This window comes from Pseudomonas sp. TMW22089, assembly GCF_022496645.1.
Taxonomy (GTDB): domain Bacteria; phylum Pseudomonadota; class Gammaproteobacteria; order Pseudomonadales; family Pseudomonadaceae; genus Aquipseudomonas; species Aquipseudomonas paraversuta.
Genome location: NZ_SCFG01000007.1, coordinates 154729 through 169501 on the forward strand (window position 1 = coordinate 154729; position 14773 = coordinate 169501).

Sequence of the window (14773 nt, forward strand, 5' to 3'; positions counted from 1 at the left end):
TTTTCAAGTGTGGCTGGCGCCAGTGATCCTCATACGGGTCATAAACTAGCCTAGGCTCAACTTGCTTGAGGGATTTTCTCCGGTTTTCTTCTGCCAGCCTGTGATAAAGGGAACTCATGAAGCACAAGCGTCCCCTCGGTACCCCACGCCTTTTGGGAATCGTCTGGCCCTTTATTGCGGTCGTGCTGTTTCAGGCGCTATTGGGTTGTCTCAGTCTTTATATGCTCTCAGCGGTGCGGGGCTATGTCGCAGGCGAAAGTCTGTGGTCCAAAGGACAGAAAGACGCCATTTACTACCTCCATCTGTATGCCGACAACCGCGATCCGGCGGTTTTCGAGAAGTATCTGCAAGCGATCAAGGTGCCCCAGGGCGGACACCGGCTGCGCATGGCACTGGATCAGTCACCTCCAGACCTTGCCGAGGCGCGCGAGGGCATTCTGCAAGGGGGTAATAGCCCTGAGGATGTCTCGAGCATTATCTGGTTTTATCGTTATTTCCATGATTTCAGCTATACGCGCACAGCCATTGAGAAGTGGAGTGTGGGTGATCAATACCTGATAAAACTGGATGATCTGGCGCAGGAAATTCACCGCAGTCTCAATGCCAATCAAGCCAGCGCCGCTGACGTAGCAGGCTGGCAGTCCGCTATCTCGCGGATCAATGAAAGTGTCGCCCCGCCGGCCAAAGCCTTTAGTGATGCACTGGGTGAGGGCTCGCGATTTATTCTGAAATTGTTGGTCATCATCAATTTCGCGACGGCGCTGGGGCTGATTCTTTTGGCTTTACTGCGCACCCACAAAGTGTTGAGCCAGAGCCGGGAGTTTGCCGAAGCCCTGCAGGTTGAAAAAGAGCGGGCGCAAATCACCCTTGAATCTATTGGTGACGGGGTAATAAGTACGGATGTAAGCGGTTCCATCACTTATATGAATCCGGCCGCGGAACAGTTGACGCTCTGGAAGTCCGGGCAGGCGCAAGGCGTACCCTTGGCCGCATTGTTCAAGTTGCTCGACGAAAATGTCCTTGATGATGGTTTCAAACTGATAGACCGCATTCTCGGCGGCCAGTTGGGTAATACCAGTGAACATTCAAAACTGATTCAGCGCACGGACGGCAGTACGGTTTCCGTGGCACTGGTGGGGGCGCCAATCCTGCATGCCGGCAAGGTGAGCGGTGCGGTGCTGGTGCTGCATGACATGACCCGTGAGCGCCAATACATTGCCAACTTGTCCTGGCAGGCGACCCACGATGCACTCACCGGCCTGGCCAATCGTCGCGAGTTTGAATATCGGCTGGAGCTGGTGTTGCAGAATCTGGCGCGACAGCAAGGCCGGCACGCATTGATGTTTCTTGATCTGGACCAGTTCAAGCTGGTCAACGACACCTGTGGCCACGCTGCGGGTGACGAGTTGTTGCGGCATATTTGTGCATTGCTGCATTCGGGTTTGCGTGAGGGCGATACGCTGGCGCGTCTTGGGGGAGATGAGTTCGGTATCCTGCTGGAAAATTGCCCGGCCGATGCCGCTGAAAAAATTGCCGAGGGTTTGCGCCAGACCGTACAAAGGCTGCACTTCGCGTGGAAGGGACGCCCGTTCCTGAACACCATCAGTATCGGTCTGGTGCATATCCAGCAAGCCCCGGTGACCCTGGAAGCCTCAATGCGTGCGGCGGACATGGCTTGCTACATGGCCAAGGAAAAGGGGCGTAACCGGGTTCAGGTCTACCATGCGGATGATTCAGAGTTGTCACTGCGCTTTGGTGAAATGGCATGGGTACAGCGCTTGCACGTGGCGCTGGAAGAAAACCTGTTTTGCCTTTATGCGCAAGAGATCGCTCCATTGGGGCGGGCCCCGGAAGGCGGCGGGCACATTGAAATCCTGTTGCGCCTGAGCGATGGCAGTGGCGGCCTGATCTTGCCTGACAGTTTTATTCCGGCTGCCGAGCGTTATGGTCTGATGGCTTCGATTGACCGTTGGGTTGTGGAAAACGTATTCAAGATTATTTCTCGGTGCTCGGCGCCGCGGGCAGAACATTCAATGGCGATGTGTGCCATTAACCTCTCGGGGTCGACCATAGGCGATGATGAGTTCCTGGCTTTTTTGCTCGAGCAATTTGAATGTTATGGCGTGGCACCCGAGCTGATCTTTTTTGAAATTACCGAAACCAGTGCAATTGCCAACTTGGGCAGTGCCATCCGCTTCATAAATGAACTTAAAGGGCTGGGCTGTCACTTTTCCCTGGATGACTTTTGCGCCGGGATGTCTTCGTTCGCCTACTTGAAACATTTGCCTGTGGACTATTTGAAAATAGACGGCAGTTTCGTCAGGGATATGCTGGATGACCCCATTAATCGGGCAATGGTTGAGGTGATCAATCATATAGGGCACGTTATGGGTAAGCGGACAATTGCCGAGTTTGTTGAAAGTCCTCAGATTGAACAGGCATTGATTGAGATCGGGGTCGACTATGCTCAGGGATATATAGTTGAGCGCCCACAATTGTTTACCTGTGACAGCTTGTGGACTCGACCTGTACGCCCCAAAGCCCTGGCTTTGAAGTTGCCGGGCACTTTGCGTTGATGAGGTGTCCGATTTTGTAAATCACCTCTGAGAAGGAACTTGATTGTGATGGATGCATTTGTACGTACCGGGCCTCTTATGGAAGCGACCAGCTATCCCAAGTGGGCTCAAAAGCTGATCCGCGACTGTAGCGAGAGCAAGCGCCGTGTCGTCGAGCATGAGGTTTATGCACGCATGCGTGATAACACGCTGAGCCCGACAATCATGCGGTTGTACCTCATTGGCGGATGGCCGGTGGTAGAACAGTTTTCGTTGTACATGGGGCATAACCTGGGGAAAACCCGTTATGGGCGTCATCCCGGGGAAGACATGGCCCGCCGTTGGCTGATTCGCAACATTCGGGTCGAACTGAACCACGCCGATTACTGGGTCAACTGGGCCAATGCCCATGGCGTCAGCCTTGCTGACATGAATGCCCAGGACATACCGTTCGAGTTTCAGGCGCTGAACGACTGGTGCTGGCATACCTGCACTGCGGATTCGCTGGCGGTATCCATGGCCGCGACCAACTATGCCATTGAAGGCGCCGTGGGCGAGTGGGCTGCCGTGGTGTGTTCACAAAACGTTTATGAGGAGTCGCTGCCGGCAGAAGGGCGCAAGCGCGCCATGAAATGGCTGAAGATGCACGCTCAGTACGATGATGAGCACCCTTGGGAAGCGCTGGAGATTATTTGCACCCTGGCGGGGATGAATCCCAGTGAAGCGTTGCAAACCGAGCTGCGTAAAGCCGTTTGCAAGAGCTATGACTACAAGTATCTGTTTTTGCAAAGCTGTCTGCAGTATGAAAAAAAGCCGGTGGTGCGCAAGCGTCCGGAATTGGTTGAGGGCTGATCCCGGGGGATTGACTTGCCCGGGTCTATAAAAAAACCGCAGCTGGCATTCATTCGCCAGCTGCGGTTTTTTTGTTGGCCGATTCGTTATTGCGCGTCGAATGCCTGGCCGTTTACGCCGGTGCTGTCCGGCCCCATCAGGTACAGGTAAACCGGCATGATGGCTTGTGGTTCCGGGTTGTTCAGCGGGTTCTCACCCGGGTATGCCAGGGCCCGCATGCTGGTGCGGGTCGCGCCCGGGTTGATGCTGTTGGAGCGTACGGCTGCCACGCCATCGACTTCGTCGGCCAGGGTTTGCATCAAGCCTTCGGTGGCAAATTTCGAAACCCCATAAGCCCCCCAATAGGCGCGGCCTTTGCGGCCTACGCTGCTGGAGGTGAAAATAACCGATGCGTCCTGGGACAATTTGAGCAGTGGCAGCAGGGTGCTGGTGAGCATAAACATGGCGTTTACGTTTACCTGCATAACCCGCATGAAGTTTTCGCCCGAGAGTTGTTCCAGGGGCGTGCGCGGTCCAATGATCGAGGCGTTGTGCAGCAGGCCGTCAAGGTGGCCGAACTCGTTTTCGATCATGGCGGCCAGCTCATCGTATTGATGGGGCTGGGCGGTTTCGAGATTGAAAGGAATGACTGCGGGTTGCGGGTGGCCAGCAGCTTCTATTTCGTCGTACACCTGGCTCAGATTGGACTCGGTTTTACCCAGCAGCAGCACGGTAGCCCCGTGCGCGGCATAGGTTTTGGCTGCTGCAGCGCCGATACCGCGGCCGGCACCGGTCACCAGAATCACCCGGCCCTGAAGCAGGTCGGGGCGAGCGGAATAATCAAACATAAAAAACCTCAACAGAAATCAAAGATCGTTCTGCGCCCGCTGTCAGCAACTGCACATCGCGTTATCCAGTACTTTGCGCAGTTCGCTCGGGTGGTCGACCACTACGTCGGCGCCCCAGTGGTCGGGGTTGTCGTCGGGGTGAATGTAGCCAAAGCGTACGGCGGCGGTCTTGGTACCGGCATCGCGGCCGGATTCGATGTCGCGAAGGTCATCGCCGACAAACAGAACGCTGGCCGGGTCAAGGTTGAGCATCTTGCAGGCGAGAATCATTGGCTCGGGGTCGGGTTTGCTGCGGCTCACGTGGTCCGGGCAGATCAGTACCGCAGAGCGTTCCGCCAGGCCCAGCCGCTCCATGATTGGTTGGGCAAAGCGCACGGGCTTGTTGGTCACGACGCCCCAGACCAGGTGGGCCTGTTCAATGTCGGCCAGCAGTTGTTCCATGCCATCGAACAGCTTGGTGTGTACCGCACAGTCCTGTTGATAGCGCTCGAGGAATTCAAGGCGCAGTTCCTCGAACCCCGGAGCTTCAGGGTCCATGCTGAAGGTCACTGCGACCATGGCCCGAGCCCCGCCGGAGATCTCGTCGCGAATCAGCTTGTCGTCAATGGGCGCTAGCCCGCGATCGGCGCGCATGGCCTGGCAGATGGCGATAAAGTCCGGCGCGGTATCGAGCAGGGTGCCGTCCATGTCAAAAAGAACTGCTCTTAAACGCATGGGTCACTCCTCGCGAAGGGTCTGGATCATGTAGTTGACGTCGACATCGGCGCCCAGCTTGTAGTGCTTGGTCAGCGGGTTGTAGGTCAGGCCGGTGATGTCCTTGACGCTCAGGCCGGCCTGGCGGCTCCAGGCACCCAGTTCGGAAGGGCGGATGAATTTCTTGAAGTCGTGGGTCCCGCGCGGGATCAGCTTCATGATGTATTCAGCGCCGATAATTGCGAACAGATAGGCTTTCGGGTTGCGGTTGATGGTGGAGAAGAACACTTGGCCACCCGGCTTGACCATGCGGTAGCAGGCGCGGATTACGGATGCCGGGTCTGGAACGTGCTCGAGCATTTCAAGGCAGGTAACGACGTCGAACTGCCCGGGCATTTCGTTGGCCAGTTCTTCAGCCGTGATCTGGCGGTATTCAACATTCACGCCCGATTCAAGCTGATGCAGTTGTGCCACTGCCAGCGGGGCTTCGCCCATGTCTATGCCGGTTACGGTTGCGCCGCGCTGGGCCATGGACTCACTGAGAATGCCGCCGCCGCAGCCGACGTCGAGCACTTTTTTCCCGGCCAGCTGCACGCGTTCGTCAATCCAGTTCAGGCGCAGCGGGTTGATGTCGTGCAGGGGTTTGAACTCGCTTTCACGATCCCACCAGCGATGGGCAAGCGCTTCGAATTTAGCGATCTCGGCGTGGTCGACGTTGCTCATGGGTAAATCCTCTAAAGCTGAAAAATCCTGGTATTACTTCAGGCACAGGCCTGAAGGTCTTGAATCAATGGGGTTGGCTGCTGATGCGCTGGCCCCAGGCCTTGGCGGTTGCGCAGAGCTGTTGCTCGTCCATTCGGGTCAGTTTGCCATCATCGAGCAAGTGTTTGCCCCCGACCCACAGGTGTTTTGCACAGTCGCGGCCAGTGGCGTAGATCAGTTGCGAGACAGGGTCGTAAACCGGTTGCTGGGCCAGCCCGCTCAGATCGAAAGCTACCAGGTCGGCAGCTTTGCCAGACTCGATCGAACCGATGTCATTATCCAGGCCCAGTGCCCGGGCTCCGTTGAGCGTTGCCATGCGCAAGGCGCGATGGGCGTCCAGTGCGGTGGCCGAGCCTGCCACGGCTTTGGCCAGCAGTGCGGCGGTGCGGGTTTCGCCCAGCAGGTCCAGATCATTATTGCTGGCAGCACCGTCGGTGCCAACCGCGACATTGACCCCTGCCAGCCACAAACGCTCGACCGGGCAGAAGCCGCTGGCCAGTTTGAGGTTGGATTCGGGGCAATGAATCACGCTGGCGTTGCTTTCTACCAGCATTGCCAGGTCGGCATCGCTGATCTGGGTCATGTGCACGGCCTGAAAGCGTGGCCCCAGCAAGCCCAGTCGGGCCAGGCGGGCTATCGGGCGTTCGGCATGTTGCTCGACGGCCTGTTGCACTTCGAAAGCGGTTTCGTGGACGTGCATCTGGATTGCAGCATCCAGTTCATCGGCCATTACCCGGACTTTTTCCAGGTTCTCGTCCCCCACGGTATAGGGGGCGTGCGGTCCGAAGGCGATTTTGATCCGCGGATGGTGCTTCAGGTCGCCAAACAGCTCGACGGCCTGGCGCAATGCTTCATCGGCCGAGCTTGCGCCGGGAATCGGAAAGTCGAGAACCGGAATGGCGATTTGGGCACGAATGCCACTGTTATGCACGCGCTCGCAGGCGGTCCGGGGATAAAAGTACATATCGCTGAAACAGCTGATGCCGCCCTTGAGTTGCTCGGCAATGGCCAGATCGGTGCCGTCGCGCACGAAGTCTTCATCCACCCATTTGGTCTCGGCGGGCCAGATATGCTGTTCCAGCCACGTCATCAATGGCAGGTCATCGGCCATGCCGCGGAACAGGGTCATGGCCGCGTGGCCGTGGGCATTGACCAGACCGGGGGTGAGCAACATGTCAGGCAGCTCACGGGTTTCGCGGGCGGTATGTTTCAAGGCTTCGAGGCGCGGGCCGATGAACACGATGCGCCCGTCCGCGATGCCCACCCCATGGTCCTTGAGTACCACCCCGGCTGGCTCTACGGGCACCAGCCAGGTGGGCAGCAGCAACAGGTCGAGGGACAGGGGCAGGGTGGGCATCGAAAACGGCTTCCAGTGCGATATTAAAAGGAGGCGAAGTATACCCGAGCGTCTTAAAGGTGGGCTCGCTATAATCGGCGGCTTTGTATCTGTGTGATAGGGGTAGGCATGCGCGATCGACTGTTGGCGGCAGAAAAGGTAAAGGCCATCGATTGGCGGGGTGAGGCCCTGTACCTGCTGGATCAGCGCAGTTTGCCTTTTGATGAGAGCTGGCTGGCCCATACCAGTGCCGAAGCAGTGGCCCAGGCTATTGGCGCCATGGTGGTGCGTGGTGCACCGGCGATCGGCATCGCAGCTGCGTATGGCGTAGTGCTTGCGGCGCGTGTACGCAAGGCTGCGGGTGGCGATTGGGTCGGGGCACTGGAAGAGGACTTCGCGCTGCTGGCGGACGCCCGGCCCACCGCAGTGAATTTGTCCTGGGCACTCAATCGCATGCGTGATCGTTTGAATCGTGCCAAAGCCAGGGCCGATGTTCTGCACATACTTGAGGCCGAGGCTGTGGCGATTCATGAAAGTGATCGCGAGGCCAATCTGACCATGGCGCAGTTGGGCGTCGATGTGATTCGCCGTCATCAGGGCAACGCTCAGACCGTACTGACCCATTGCAACACCGGTGCCCTGGCCACGGGCGGTTTTGGTACCGCGCTGGGCGTGATTCGGGCTGCCTGGCTGGAAGGCATGATCGAGCAGGTCTACGCCGACGAAACCCGGCCCTGGTTGCAGGGCTCGCGACTGACTGCCTGGGAGTTGGCGAATGAGGGCATCCCGGTGGTGCTCAATGCTGACTCGGCTGCGGCACACATCATGAAAACCAAGGGCGTGACCTGGGTGATAGTCGGCGCTGACCGGATCACTGCCAATGGCGATGTGGCAAACAAGATTGGCACTTACCAGCTGGCGGTAAATGCCATGCATCACGGTGTGCGCTTTATGGTGGTGGCGCCAAGTTCAACCATCGATATGGAGCTGGCCAGTGGTGACGACATCCCTATCGAGGAGCGTGACGCCAGTGAGTTGCTGGAGGTGGGCGGCCACTGTGTCGGTGCGCCTGTGCAGACATTCAATCCGGTATTTGATGTGACACCGGCCGATCTGATCGATGTGATTGTTACCGAGAAGGGCATCGTCGAGCGTCCGGATGCGGCAAAAATGGCGCAACTGATGTGTCGCAAGCGATTGCATTGATAAATTGCACCTGCAGGTGTTGGCGAAGGTTGCGCCGGGTTGCAAGGCCGCGCTGTTGTTGAAGGTCCTGCGTACCGGATTGCAGCCTGCGTTTGCAGCTGCAGAATCTGCTCCGCTTACCCCTTGAATCGCTTCCAGAGCCTCTCTGGGCACGCTCAGGCCCACAACCTGTCCAATTACTACGCTCCATGCGCATCTGGGGGATAGGTGCGTAGCGGCGTTTGTGATAACATTCGGCGGTTTCCAGGGTAGTCCGCAAGGGTTGCCCTTACTGCGCAAATCCGTGGCATAACTCGTTGATTTGTCGTAAGTCGCTGCATGGCACTTGGTCAGCAGCGGCGAGCTTCGTTCGTCCCGAATGGATGTGGCGAAGTTTCACCCGAAAAAGGAATCAGGCTTCTCATGGGCGAACTGGCCAAAGAAATCCTCCCGGTCAATATCGAAGACGAGCTGAAACAGTCCTATCTCGACTACGCGATGAGCGTAATTGTCGGGCGGGCACTGCCTGATGCACGCGATGGCTTGAAGCCCGTGCACCGGCGTGTGTTGTTTGCGATGAGCGAACTGAACAACGACTGGAACAAACCGTACAAGAAATCTGCCCGTGTGGTCGGTGACGTAATCGGTAAGTATCACCCGCATGGTGATACCGCGGTTTACGACACCATCGTTCGAATGGCTCAGCCATTCTCTCTGCGCTACCTGCTGGTAGACGGTCAGGGCAACTTCGGTTCGGTCGACGGCGACAACGCTGCGGCCATGCGATACACCGAAGTGCGCATGACCAAGTTGGCCCACGAACTGCTGGCTGACTTGCACAAAGAGACCGTGGACTGGGTGCCGAACTACGACGGCACGGAAATGATCCCGGCCGTCATGCCGACCCGTATTCCCAACTTGTTGGTCAACGGCTCCAGCGGTATCGCTGTGGGCATGGCCACCAATATCCCGCCGCACAACCTCGGTGAAGTGATCGACGGTTGCCTGGCGCTGATCGACAACCCGGAACTGAGCATCGATGAACTGATGCAGTTCATTCCGGGCCCGGACTTCCCGACCGCAGCAATCATCAACGGTCGCGCCGGCATCATCGAAGCCTATCGCACCGGTCGTGGCCGCATTTACATGCGTGCCCGCTCGATGATTGAAGACATCGACAAGGTCGGTGGCCGTCAGCAGATCGTGATCACCGAGCTCCCGTACCAGTTGAACAAGGCGCGCTTGATCGAGAAGATCGCCGAGCTGGTTAAAGAGAAGAAGCTCGAAGGCATCACCGAACTGCGTGACGAGTCCGACAAAGACGGTATGCGTGTTGTAATCGAACTGCGTCGCGGTGAAGTGCCGGAGGTTATTCTCAATAACCTGTATGCCCAGACCCAGTTGCAAGCGGTGTTCGGTATCAACATCGTTGCGCTGATCGACGGACGCCCGCGGATCCTCAACCTTAAGGATCTGCTGGAAGCCTTCGTTCGTCACCGTCGTGAAGTGGTTACCCGTCGTACTGTTTTCGAACTGCGCAAAGCCCGTGAGCGTGGCCACATCCTTGAAGGTCAGGCGGTTGCCCTGTCCAACATCGACCCGGTCATTGCATTGATCAAGGCTTCGCCAACTCCGTCTGAAGCCAAGGAAGCGCTGATCAGCACGCCTTGGGAGTCCAGTGCGGTAGTGGCGATGGTCGAGCGTGCCGGTGCGGATTCGTGCCGCCCTGACAACCTGGATCCGCAATACGGCCTGCGTGAAGGCAAGTACTTCCTGTCGCCAGAGCAGGCGCAAGCCATTCTTGAGCTGCGCTTGCACCGTCTGACCGGTCTTGAGCACGAGAAGCTGCTGGCCGAGTACCAGGAAATCCTCAACCAGATCGGTGAGCTGATCCGCATCCTCAATAGCGCCGTGCGCTTGATGGAAGTGATCCGCGAGGAGCTGGAAGTCATTCGTGCGGAATACGGCGACGTTCGTCGTACCGAAATTCTGGATCACCGTCTCGACCTGACCCTCGGTGACATGATCCCGGAAGAAGAGCGTGTGGTGACCATTTCCCACGGTGGCTACGCCAAGACTCAGCCATTGGCTGCGTACCAGGCTCAGCGTCGCGGCGGTAAAGGTAAATCGGCTACTGGCGTCAAGGATGAGGACTACATCGCTCACCTGCTGGTTGCCAACAGTCACACCACGCTCTTGCTGTTCTCCAGCAAAGGCAAGGTGTACTGGCTCAAAACCTACGAAATCCCTGAAGCATCCCGTGCTGCGCGTGGTCGTCCGCTGGTTAACCTGCTGCCGTTGGGTGAGGGTGAATACATCACCACCATGCTGCCGGTGGAGGATTACACCGAGGGGCACTTCATCTTTATGGCAACCGCTAACGGTACCGTGAAGAAGACCCCGCTCGAATCCTTCAGCCGTCAACGCAGCGTGGGCTTGATTGCGCTGGAGCTGGACGAAGGTGACGTACTGATCAGTGCCGCGATTACCGATGGTGAGCGCGAAGTCATGCTGTTCTCCGATGGCGGCAAGGTGACTCGCTTTAAAGAGTCCGACGTGCGTGCCATGGGTCGTACGGCCCGCGGTGTTCGCGGCATGCGTCTGCCAGAAGGTCAGAAGCTGATTTCGATGCTGATTCCTGAAGAAGGCAGCCAGATCCTCACCGCTTCGGCGCGTGGTTATGGCAAGCGGACTGCGATCAGCGAGTTCCCTGAGTACAAGCGTGGCGGTCAGGGCGTTATCGCCATGGTCAGTAACGACCGTAACGGCCGTCTGGTCGGTGCCGTTCAGGTGCTTGATGGCGAAGAGATCATGCTGATCTCCGATCAGGGCACCCTGGTGCGTACCCGTGTCGATGAAGTGTCGAGCCTGGGTCGCAATACCCAGGGCGTCACCTTGATCAAGCTGGCCAGCGATGAAACGCTGGTCGGGCTGGAGCGGGTTCAGGAGCCGTCGGAAGTCGAAGGTGAAGAGCTTGAAGGTGAGGTTGATGGTGGTGTTGAGCTCGATGATGAGGTCATCCACGATGGCGTCGACGACGAGCAGCCGCTAGAGGCTGGCGCTGACGAAGAAGAGCCGCAGGAATAAGCGGGTACACAGGGGGCGGATGAAGATTCGCCCCCTTGTTGTATGTGTGGAGGCGATATTGCTCGCGATGAGTGACTGTTGCACCGCAGTCGCCTGCAAGCCCTCACATTGAACAATGTGTCGATAATTGATTTATTGCGTGACCCACCAAATCAGAGTGAGAGTGGATGTGAGCAAACGAGCCTATAACTTCTGCGCAGGTCCTGCTGCGCTGCCTGAAGCTGTCCTGTTGCGTGCCCAGTCCGAGTTGCTCGACTGGCATGGCAAGGGCCTCTCGGTCATGGAAATGAGCCATCGCAGCGATGAGTTCGTGTCCATTGCGACCAAGGCTGAGCAGGATCTGCGTGACCTGCTGTCTATTCCCTCGAACTACAAAGTCCTGTTTCTGCAGGGTGGCGCAAGCCAGCAATTTGCCCAGATCCCGCTGAATCTGCTGCCGGAAAATGGCAAGGCGGATTACATCGATACCGGTATCTGGTCGCAAAAAGCCATTGAGGAAGGTTCGCGCTTTGGCCACATCAATGTGGCTGCCAGCGCCAAGCCTTACGATTACTTCGCGATTCCCGGTCAGAATGAATGGAACCTGTCGAAAGACGCGGCCTACGTTCATTACGCGCCCAATGAAACCATTGGCGGCCTGGAATTCGACTGGATTCCGCAAACGGGCGATGTGCCGCTGGTTGCCGACATGTCTTCTGACATTTTGTCGCGTCCGGTCGATATTTCCCGCTTCGGCATGATCTACGCCGGCGCCCAGAAAAACATCGGTCCGAGCGGTATTGTGGTCAACATCATTCGTGAAGACCTGCTGGGCCGGGCGCGCTCGATCTGCCCGACGATGCTCGACTACAAGGTCGCGGCAGACAACGGCTCGATGTACAACACGCCTCCGACGCTGGCCTGGTATCTGTCCGGCCTGGTGTTCGAGTGGCTCAAAGAGCAGGGTGGTGTAGAGGCCATCGGCAAGCTTAACGAAGTCAAAAAACGTACTCTGTATGACTTCATTGACGCCAGCGGCCTGTACAGCAACCCGATCAACAAGACCGACCGCTCGTGGATGAACGTGCCGTTCCGTCTGGCTGACGATCGTCTCGACAAGCCGTTCCTGGTGGGTGCTGAAGCGCGCGGGTTGTTGAACCTCAAAGGGCATCGCTCGGTGGGTGGCATGCGGGCTTCGATTTATAACGCTGTGGACATTACTGCGGTTAACGCGCTGGTGGCTTACATGGCAGAGTTTGAGAAGGAACACGGCTAATGTCCGAGCAAGAGCTTAAGGCGCTGCGCGTGCGCATCGACAGCCTGGACGAAAAGGTTCTGGAGCTGATCAGCGAGCGTGCCCGCTGCGCCCAGGAAGTGGCGCGGGTAAAAATGGCAAGCCTGGCTGAAGGCGAAGTGCCGGTATTTTATCGGCCCGAGCGTGAGGCTCAGGTGCTCAAGCGGGTAATGGAGCGCAACAAAGGTCCGTTGGGTAACGAAGAGATGGCGCGTCTGTTTCGCGAAATCATGTCTTCGTGCCTGGCGCTGGAGCAGCCACTGAAAGTGGCTTACCTCGGGCCGGAAGGTACCTTCACCCAGGCTGCAGCAATGAAGCACTTCGGGCACGCGGTCATCAGCAAGCCGATGGCGGCGATCGACGAGGTGTTTCGTGAAGTGGCGGCAGGCGCCGTCAACTTTGGCGTGGTGCCGGTGGAGAACTCCACTGAAGGTGCTGTGAACCACACGCTGGACAGTTTTCTCGAGCACGACATGGTTATCTGTGGCGAAGTTGAGCTGCGGATCCACCATCACCTGCTGGTCGGTGAAAACACCAAGACCGACAGCATCAGCCGTATTTACTCCCATGCCCAGTCGCTGGCCCAGTGCCGTAAGTGGCTGGATGCGCATTATCCGAACGTCGAGCGGGTTGCTGTGTCGAGCAATGCCGAGGCGGCCAAGCGGGTCAAGGGTGAGTGGAATTCGGCAGCGATAGCCGGCGATATGGCTGCAGGCCTCTATGGTTTGACCCGACTGGCGGAAAAAATTGAGGATCGCCCTGACAACTCGACGCGATTCTTGATGATCGGCAGTCAGGAAGTGCCGCCGACCGGCGATGATAAAACATCGATTATCGTATCAATGAGCAACCGTCCGGGCGCCCTGCATGAATTGCTGGTGCCGTTCCATGAGAACGGGATCGATCTGACACGTATCGAGACGCGTCCTTCGCGTAGCGGTAAATGGACCTATGTATTCTTCATCGATTTTGCTGGCCATCACCGTGACCCTTTGGTCAAAAGTGTTCTGGAGCAAATCAGTCAAGAAGCAGTGGCGCTTAAAGTGCTGGGTTCCTACCCGAAAGCGGTTCTCTGAGGCGGTCATACATGAGCGGTGATTTTCTCGCCCTGGCGCAGCCGGGCGTACAACAACTTTCGCCTTACGTCCCGGGCAAGCCTGTGGATGAGCTGGCGCGTGAGCTGGAGATTGATCCGGCCACCATCGTCAAGCTGGCGAGCAATGAAAATCCTATGGGGGCAAGTCCGAAGGCGCTGGAAGCGATTCGCAATGAACTGGCGGAGCTGACCCGCTATCCGGATGGTAACGGTTTTGCCCTCAAGAGCTTGCTGGCTGAGCGTTGCGGTGTGCAACTCGATCAGGTGACCCTGGGCAACGGCTCCAACGATATTCTGGAGCTGGTGGCCCGGGCCTATCTGGCGCCGGGCCTGAATGCCGTGTTCAGCGAGCATGCCTTCGCGGTGTATCCGATTGTGACCCAGGCGGTGGGTGCACAGGCGCGAGTAGTGCCGGCCAAGGACTGGGGGCATGACCTGCCTGCCATGCTTGAGGCGATTGACAGTGATACCCGGGTGGTTTTCATCGCCAATCCGAATAACCCTACCGGGACCTGGTTTGGTGTTGATGCACTGAACGAGTTTTTGCAGGACGTCCCCGGGCGGGTTCTGGTGGTGCTGGATGAGGCCTATATCGAATATGCGGAAGGCGGCGAGCTGCCGGACGGTCTGGAGTTTCTCTCGGCCTATCCTAATCTGCTGGTCTCTCGTACGTTTTCCAAGGCTTATGGTCTGGCTGCCTTGCGGGTTGGTTATAGCCTGTCGACAACGGTTGTGGCGGATGTGCTGAATCGGGTTCGTCAGCCCTTCAATGTCAACAGTCTGGCGCTGGCTGCGGCCTGTGCTGCGCTGCAGGATGCTGACTATCTGGCTGAAAGCCGCCGTCTTAACGAGGCGGGCATGCAGCAGTTGCTGGACGGTTTTCGTGAGCTGGGTCTGGGCTGGATTCCATCCCGCGGTAATTTCATTGCGGTGGATCTCGGTCAAGTGGCCGCCCCGGTTTATCAGGGGCTGTTGCGTGAAGGTGTGATTGTGCGTCCGGTGGCCAATTACGGTATGCCGAACCACCTGCGCATCACTATTGGTCTGCCGGCGGAAAATACCCGTCTGCTTGAGGCGCTGGCCAAGGTTCTTGCTTGTGGTTGATGT

General features: G+C 57.6%; 11 protein-coding genes. 7 read left to right on the plus strand and 4 right to left on the minus strand.

Features of this window, described 5'->3' with window-relative positions:
- Window positions 1–116: 116 nt before the first annotated feature.
- Both EQV90_RS09655 and EQV90_RS09660 read left to right on the plus strand, forming a co-directional pair.
- Entirely contained in the window at window positions 117–2576 is a 2460-nt protein-coding gene (locus EQV90_RS09655; protein ID WP_240878033.1) for an EAL domain-containing protein, read from the plus strand.
- Between the two features lie 45 nt (window positions 2577–2621).
- Window positions 2622–3407, plus strand: a complete 786-nt coding sequence (locus tag EQV90_RS09660; RefSeq protein ID WP_003447075.1) for an iron-containing redox enzyme family protein — start codon at window positions 2622–2624, stop codon at window positions 3405–3407.
- 86 nt (window positions 3408–3493) lie between these two features.
- On the opposite strand, the gene EQV90_RS09665 is transcribed toward EQV90_RS09660, so the two are convergent.
- From EQV90_RS09665 to EQV90_RS09680, 4 genes are all read right to left on the minus strand, one after another.
- Window positions 3494–4234: a YciK family oxidoreductase gene (locus EQV90_RS09665; RefSeq protein ID WP_003447076.1), complete on the minus strand. Its 741-nt coding sequence runs from the start codon at window positions 4232–4234 to the stop codon at window positions 3494–3496.
- A 42-nt stretch (window positions 4235–4276) separates the two neighbouring features.
- Window positions 4277–4948, minus strand: coding sequence for an N-acetylmuramic acid 6-phosphate phosphatase MupP (gene mupP, locus EQV90_RS09670; protein WP_003447078.1), 672 nt, complete (start codon window positions 4946–4948; stop codon window positions 4277–4279).
- A gap of 3 nt (window positions 4949–4951) precedes the next feature.
- Window positions 4952–5650, minus strand: coding sequence for a bifunctional 2-polyprenyl-6-hydroxyphenol methylase/3-demethylubiquinol 3-O-methyltransferase UbiG (gene ubiG / locus EQV90_RS09675; RefSeq protein WP_003447081.1), 699 nt, complete (start codon window positions 5648–5650; stop codon window positions 4952–4954).
- Between the two features lie 64 nt (window positions 5651–5714).
- Window positions 5715–7046: a TRZ/ATZ family hydrolase gene (locus EQV90_RS09680; protein WP_240878034.1), complete on the minus strand. Its 1332-nt coding sequence runs from the start codon at window positions 7044–7046 to the stop codon at window positions 5715–5717.
- Between the two features lie 108 nt (window positions 7047–7154).
- Here EQV90_RS09680 and mtnA point away from each other — a divergent pair, with 108 nt between their 5' ends.
- From mtnA to hisC, 5 genes are all read left to right on the plus strand, one after another.
- Window positions 7155–8231, plus strand: a complete 1077-nt coding sequence (gene mtnA, locus EQV90_RS09685; RefSeq protein ID WP_240878035.1) for an S-methyl-5-thioribose-1-phosphate isomerase — start codon at window positions 7155–7157, stop codon at window positions 8229–8231.
- A 402-nt stretch (window positions 8232–8633) separates the two neighbouring features.
- The gene (gene gyrA / locus EQV90_RS09690; RefSeq protein WP_003447086.1) at window positions 8634–11297 is read left to right on the plus strand and encodes a DNA gyrase subunit A; all 2664 of its coding nucleotides are present in this window, start codon (window positions 8634–8636) and stop codon (window positions 11295–11297) included.
- Between the two features lie 169 nt (window positions 11298–11466).
- The gene (serC, locus tag EQV90_RS09695) at window positions 11467–12552 is read left to right on the plus strand and encodes a 3-phosphoserine/phosphohydroxythreonine transaminase (RefSeq protein WP_003447088.1); all 1086 of its coding nucleotides are present in this window, start codon (window positions 11467–11469) and stop codon (window positions 12550–12552) included.
- Window positions 12552–13646, plus strand: coding sequence for a prephenate dehydratase (gene pheA / locus EQV90_RS09700; RefSeq protein WP_003447098.1), 1095 nt, complete (start codon window positions 12552–12554; stop codon window positions 13644–13646). The genes serC and pheA overlap by 1 nt, the downstream gene beginning before the upstream one ends.
- 11 nt (window positions 13647–13657) lie before the next feature.
- Window positions 13658–14770, plus strand: a complete 1113-nt coding sequence (gene hisC / locus EQV90_RS09705) for a histidinol-phosphate transaminase (protein WP_240878036.1) — start codon at window positions 13658–13660, stop codon at window positions 14768–14770.
- Window positions 14771–14773: the final 3 nt, after the last annotated feature.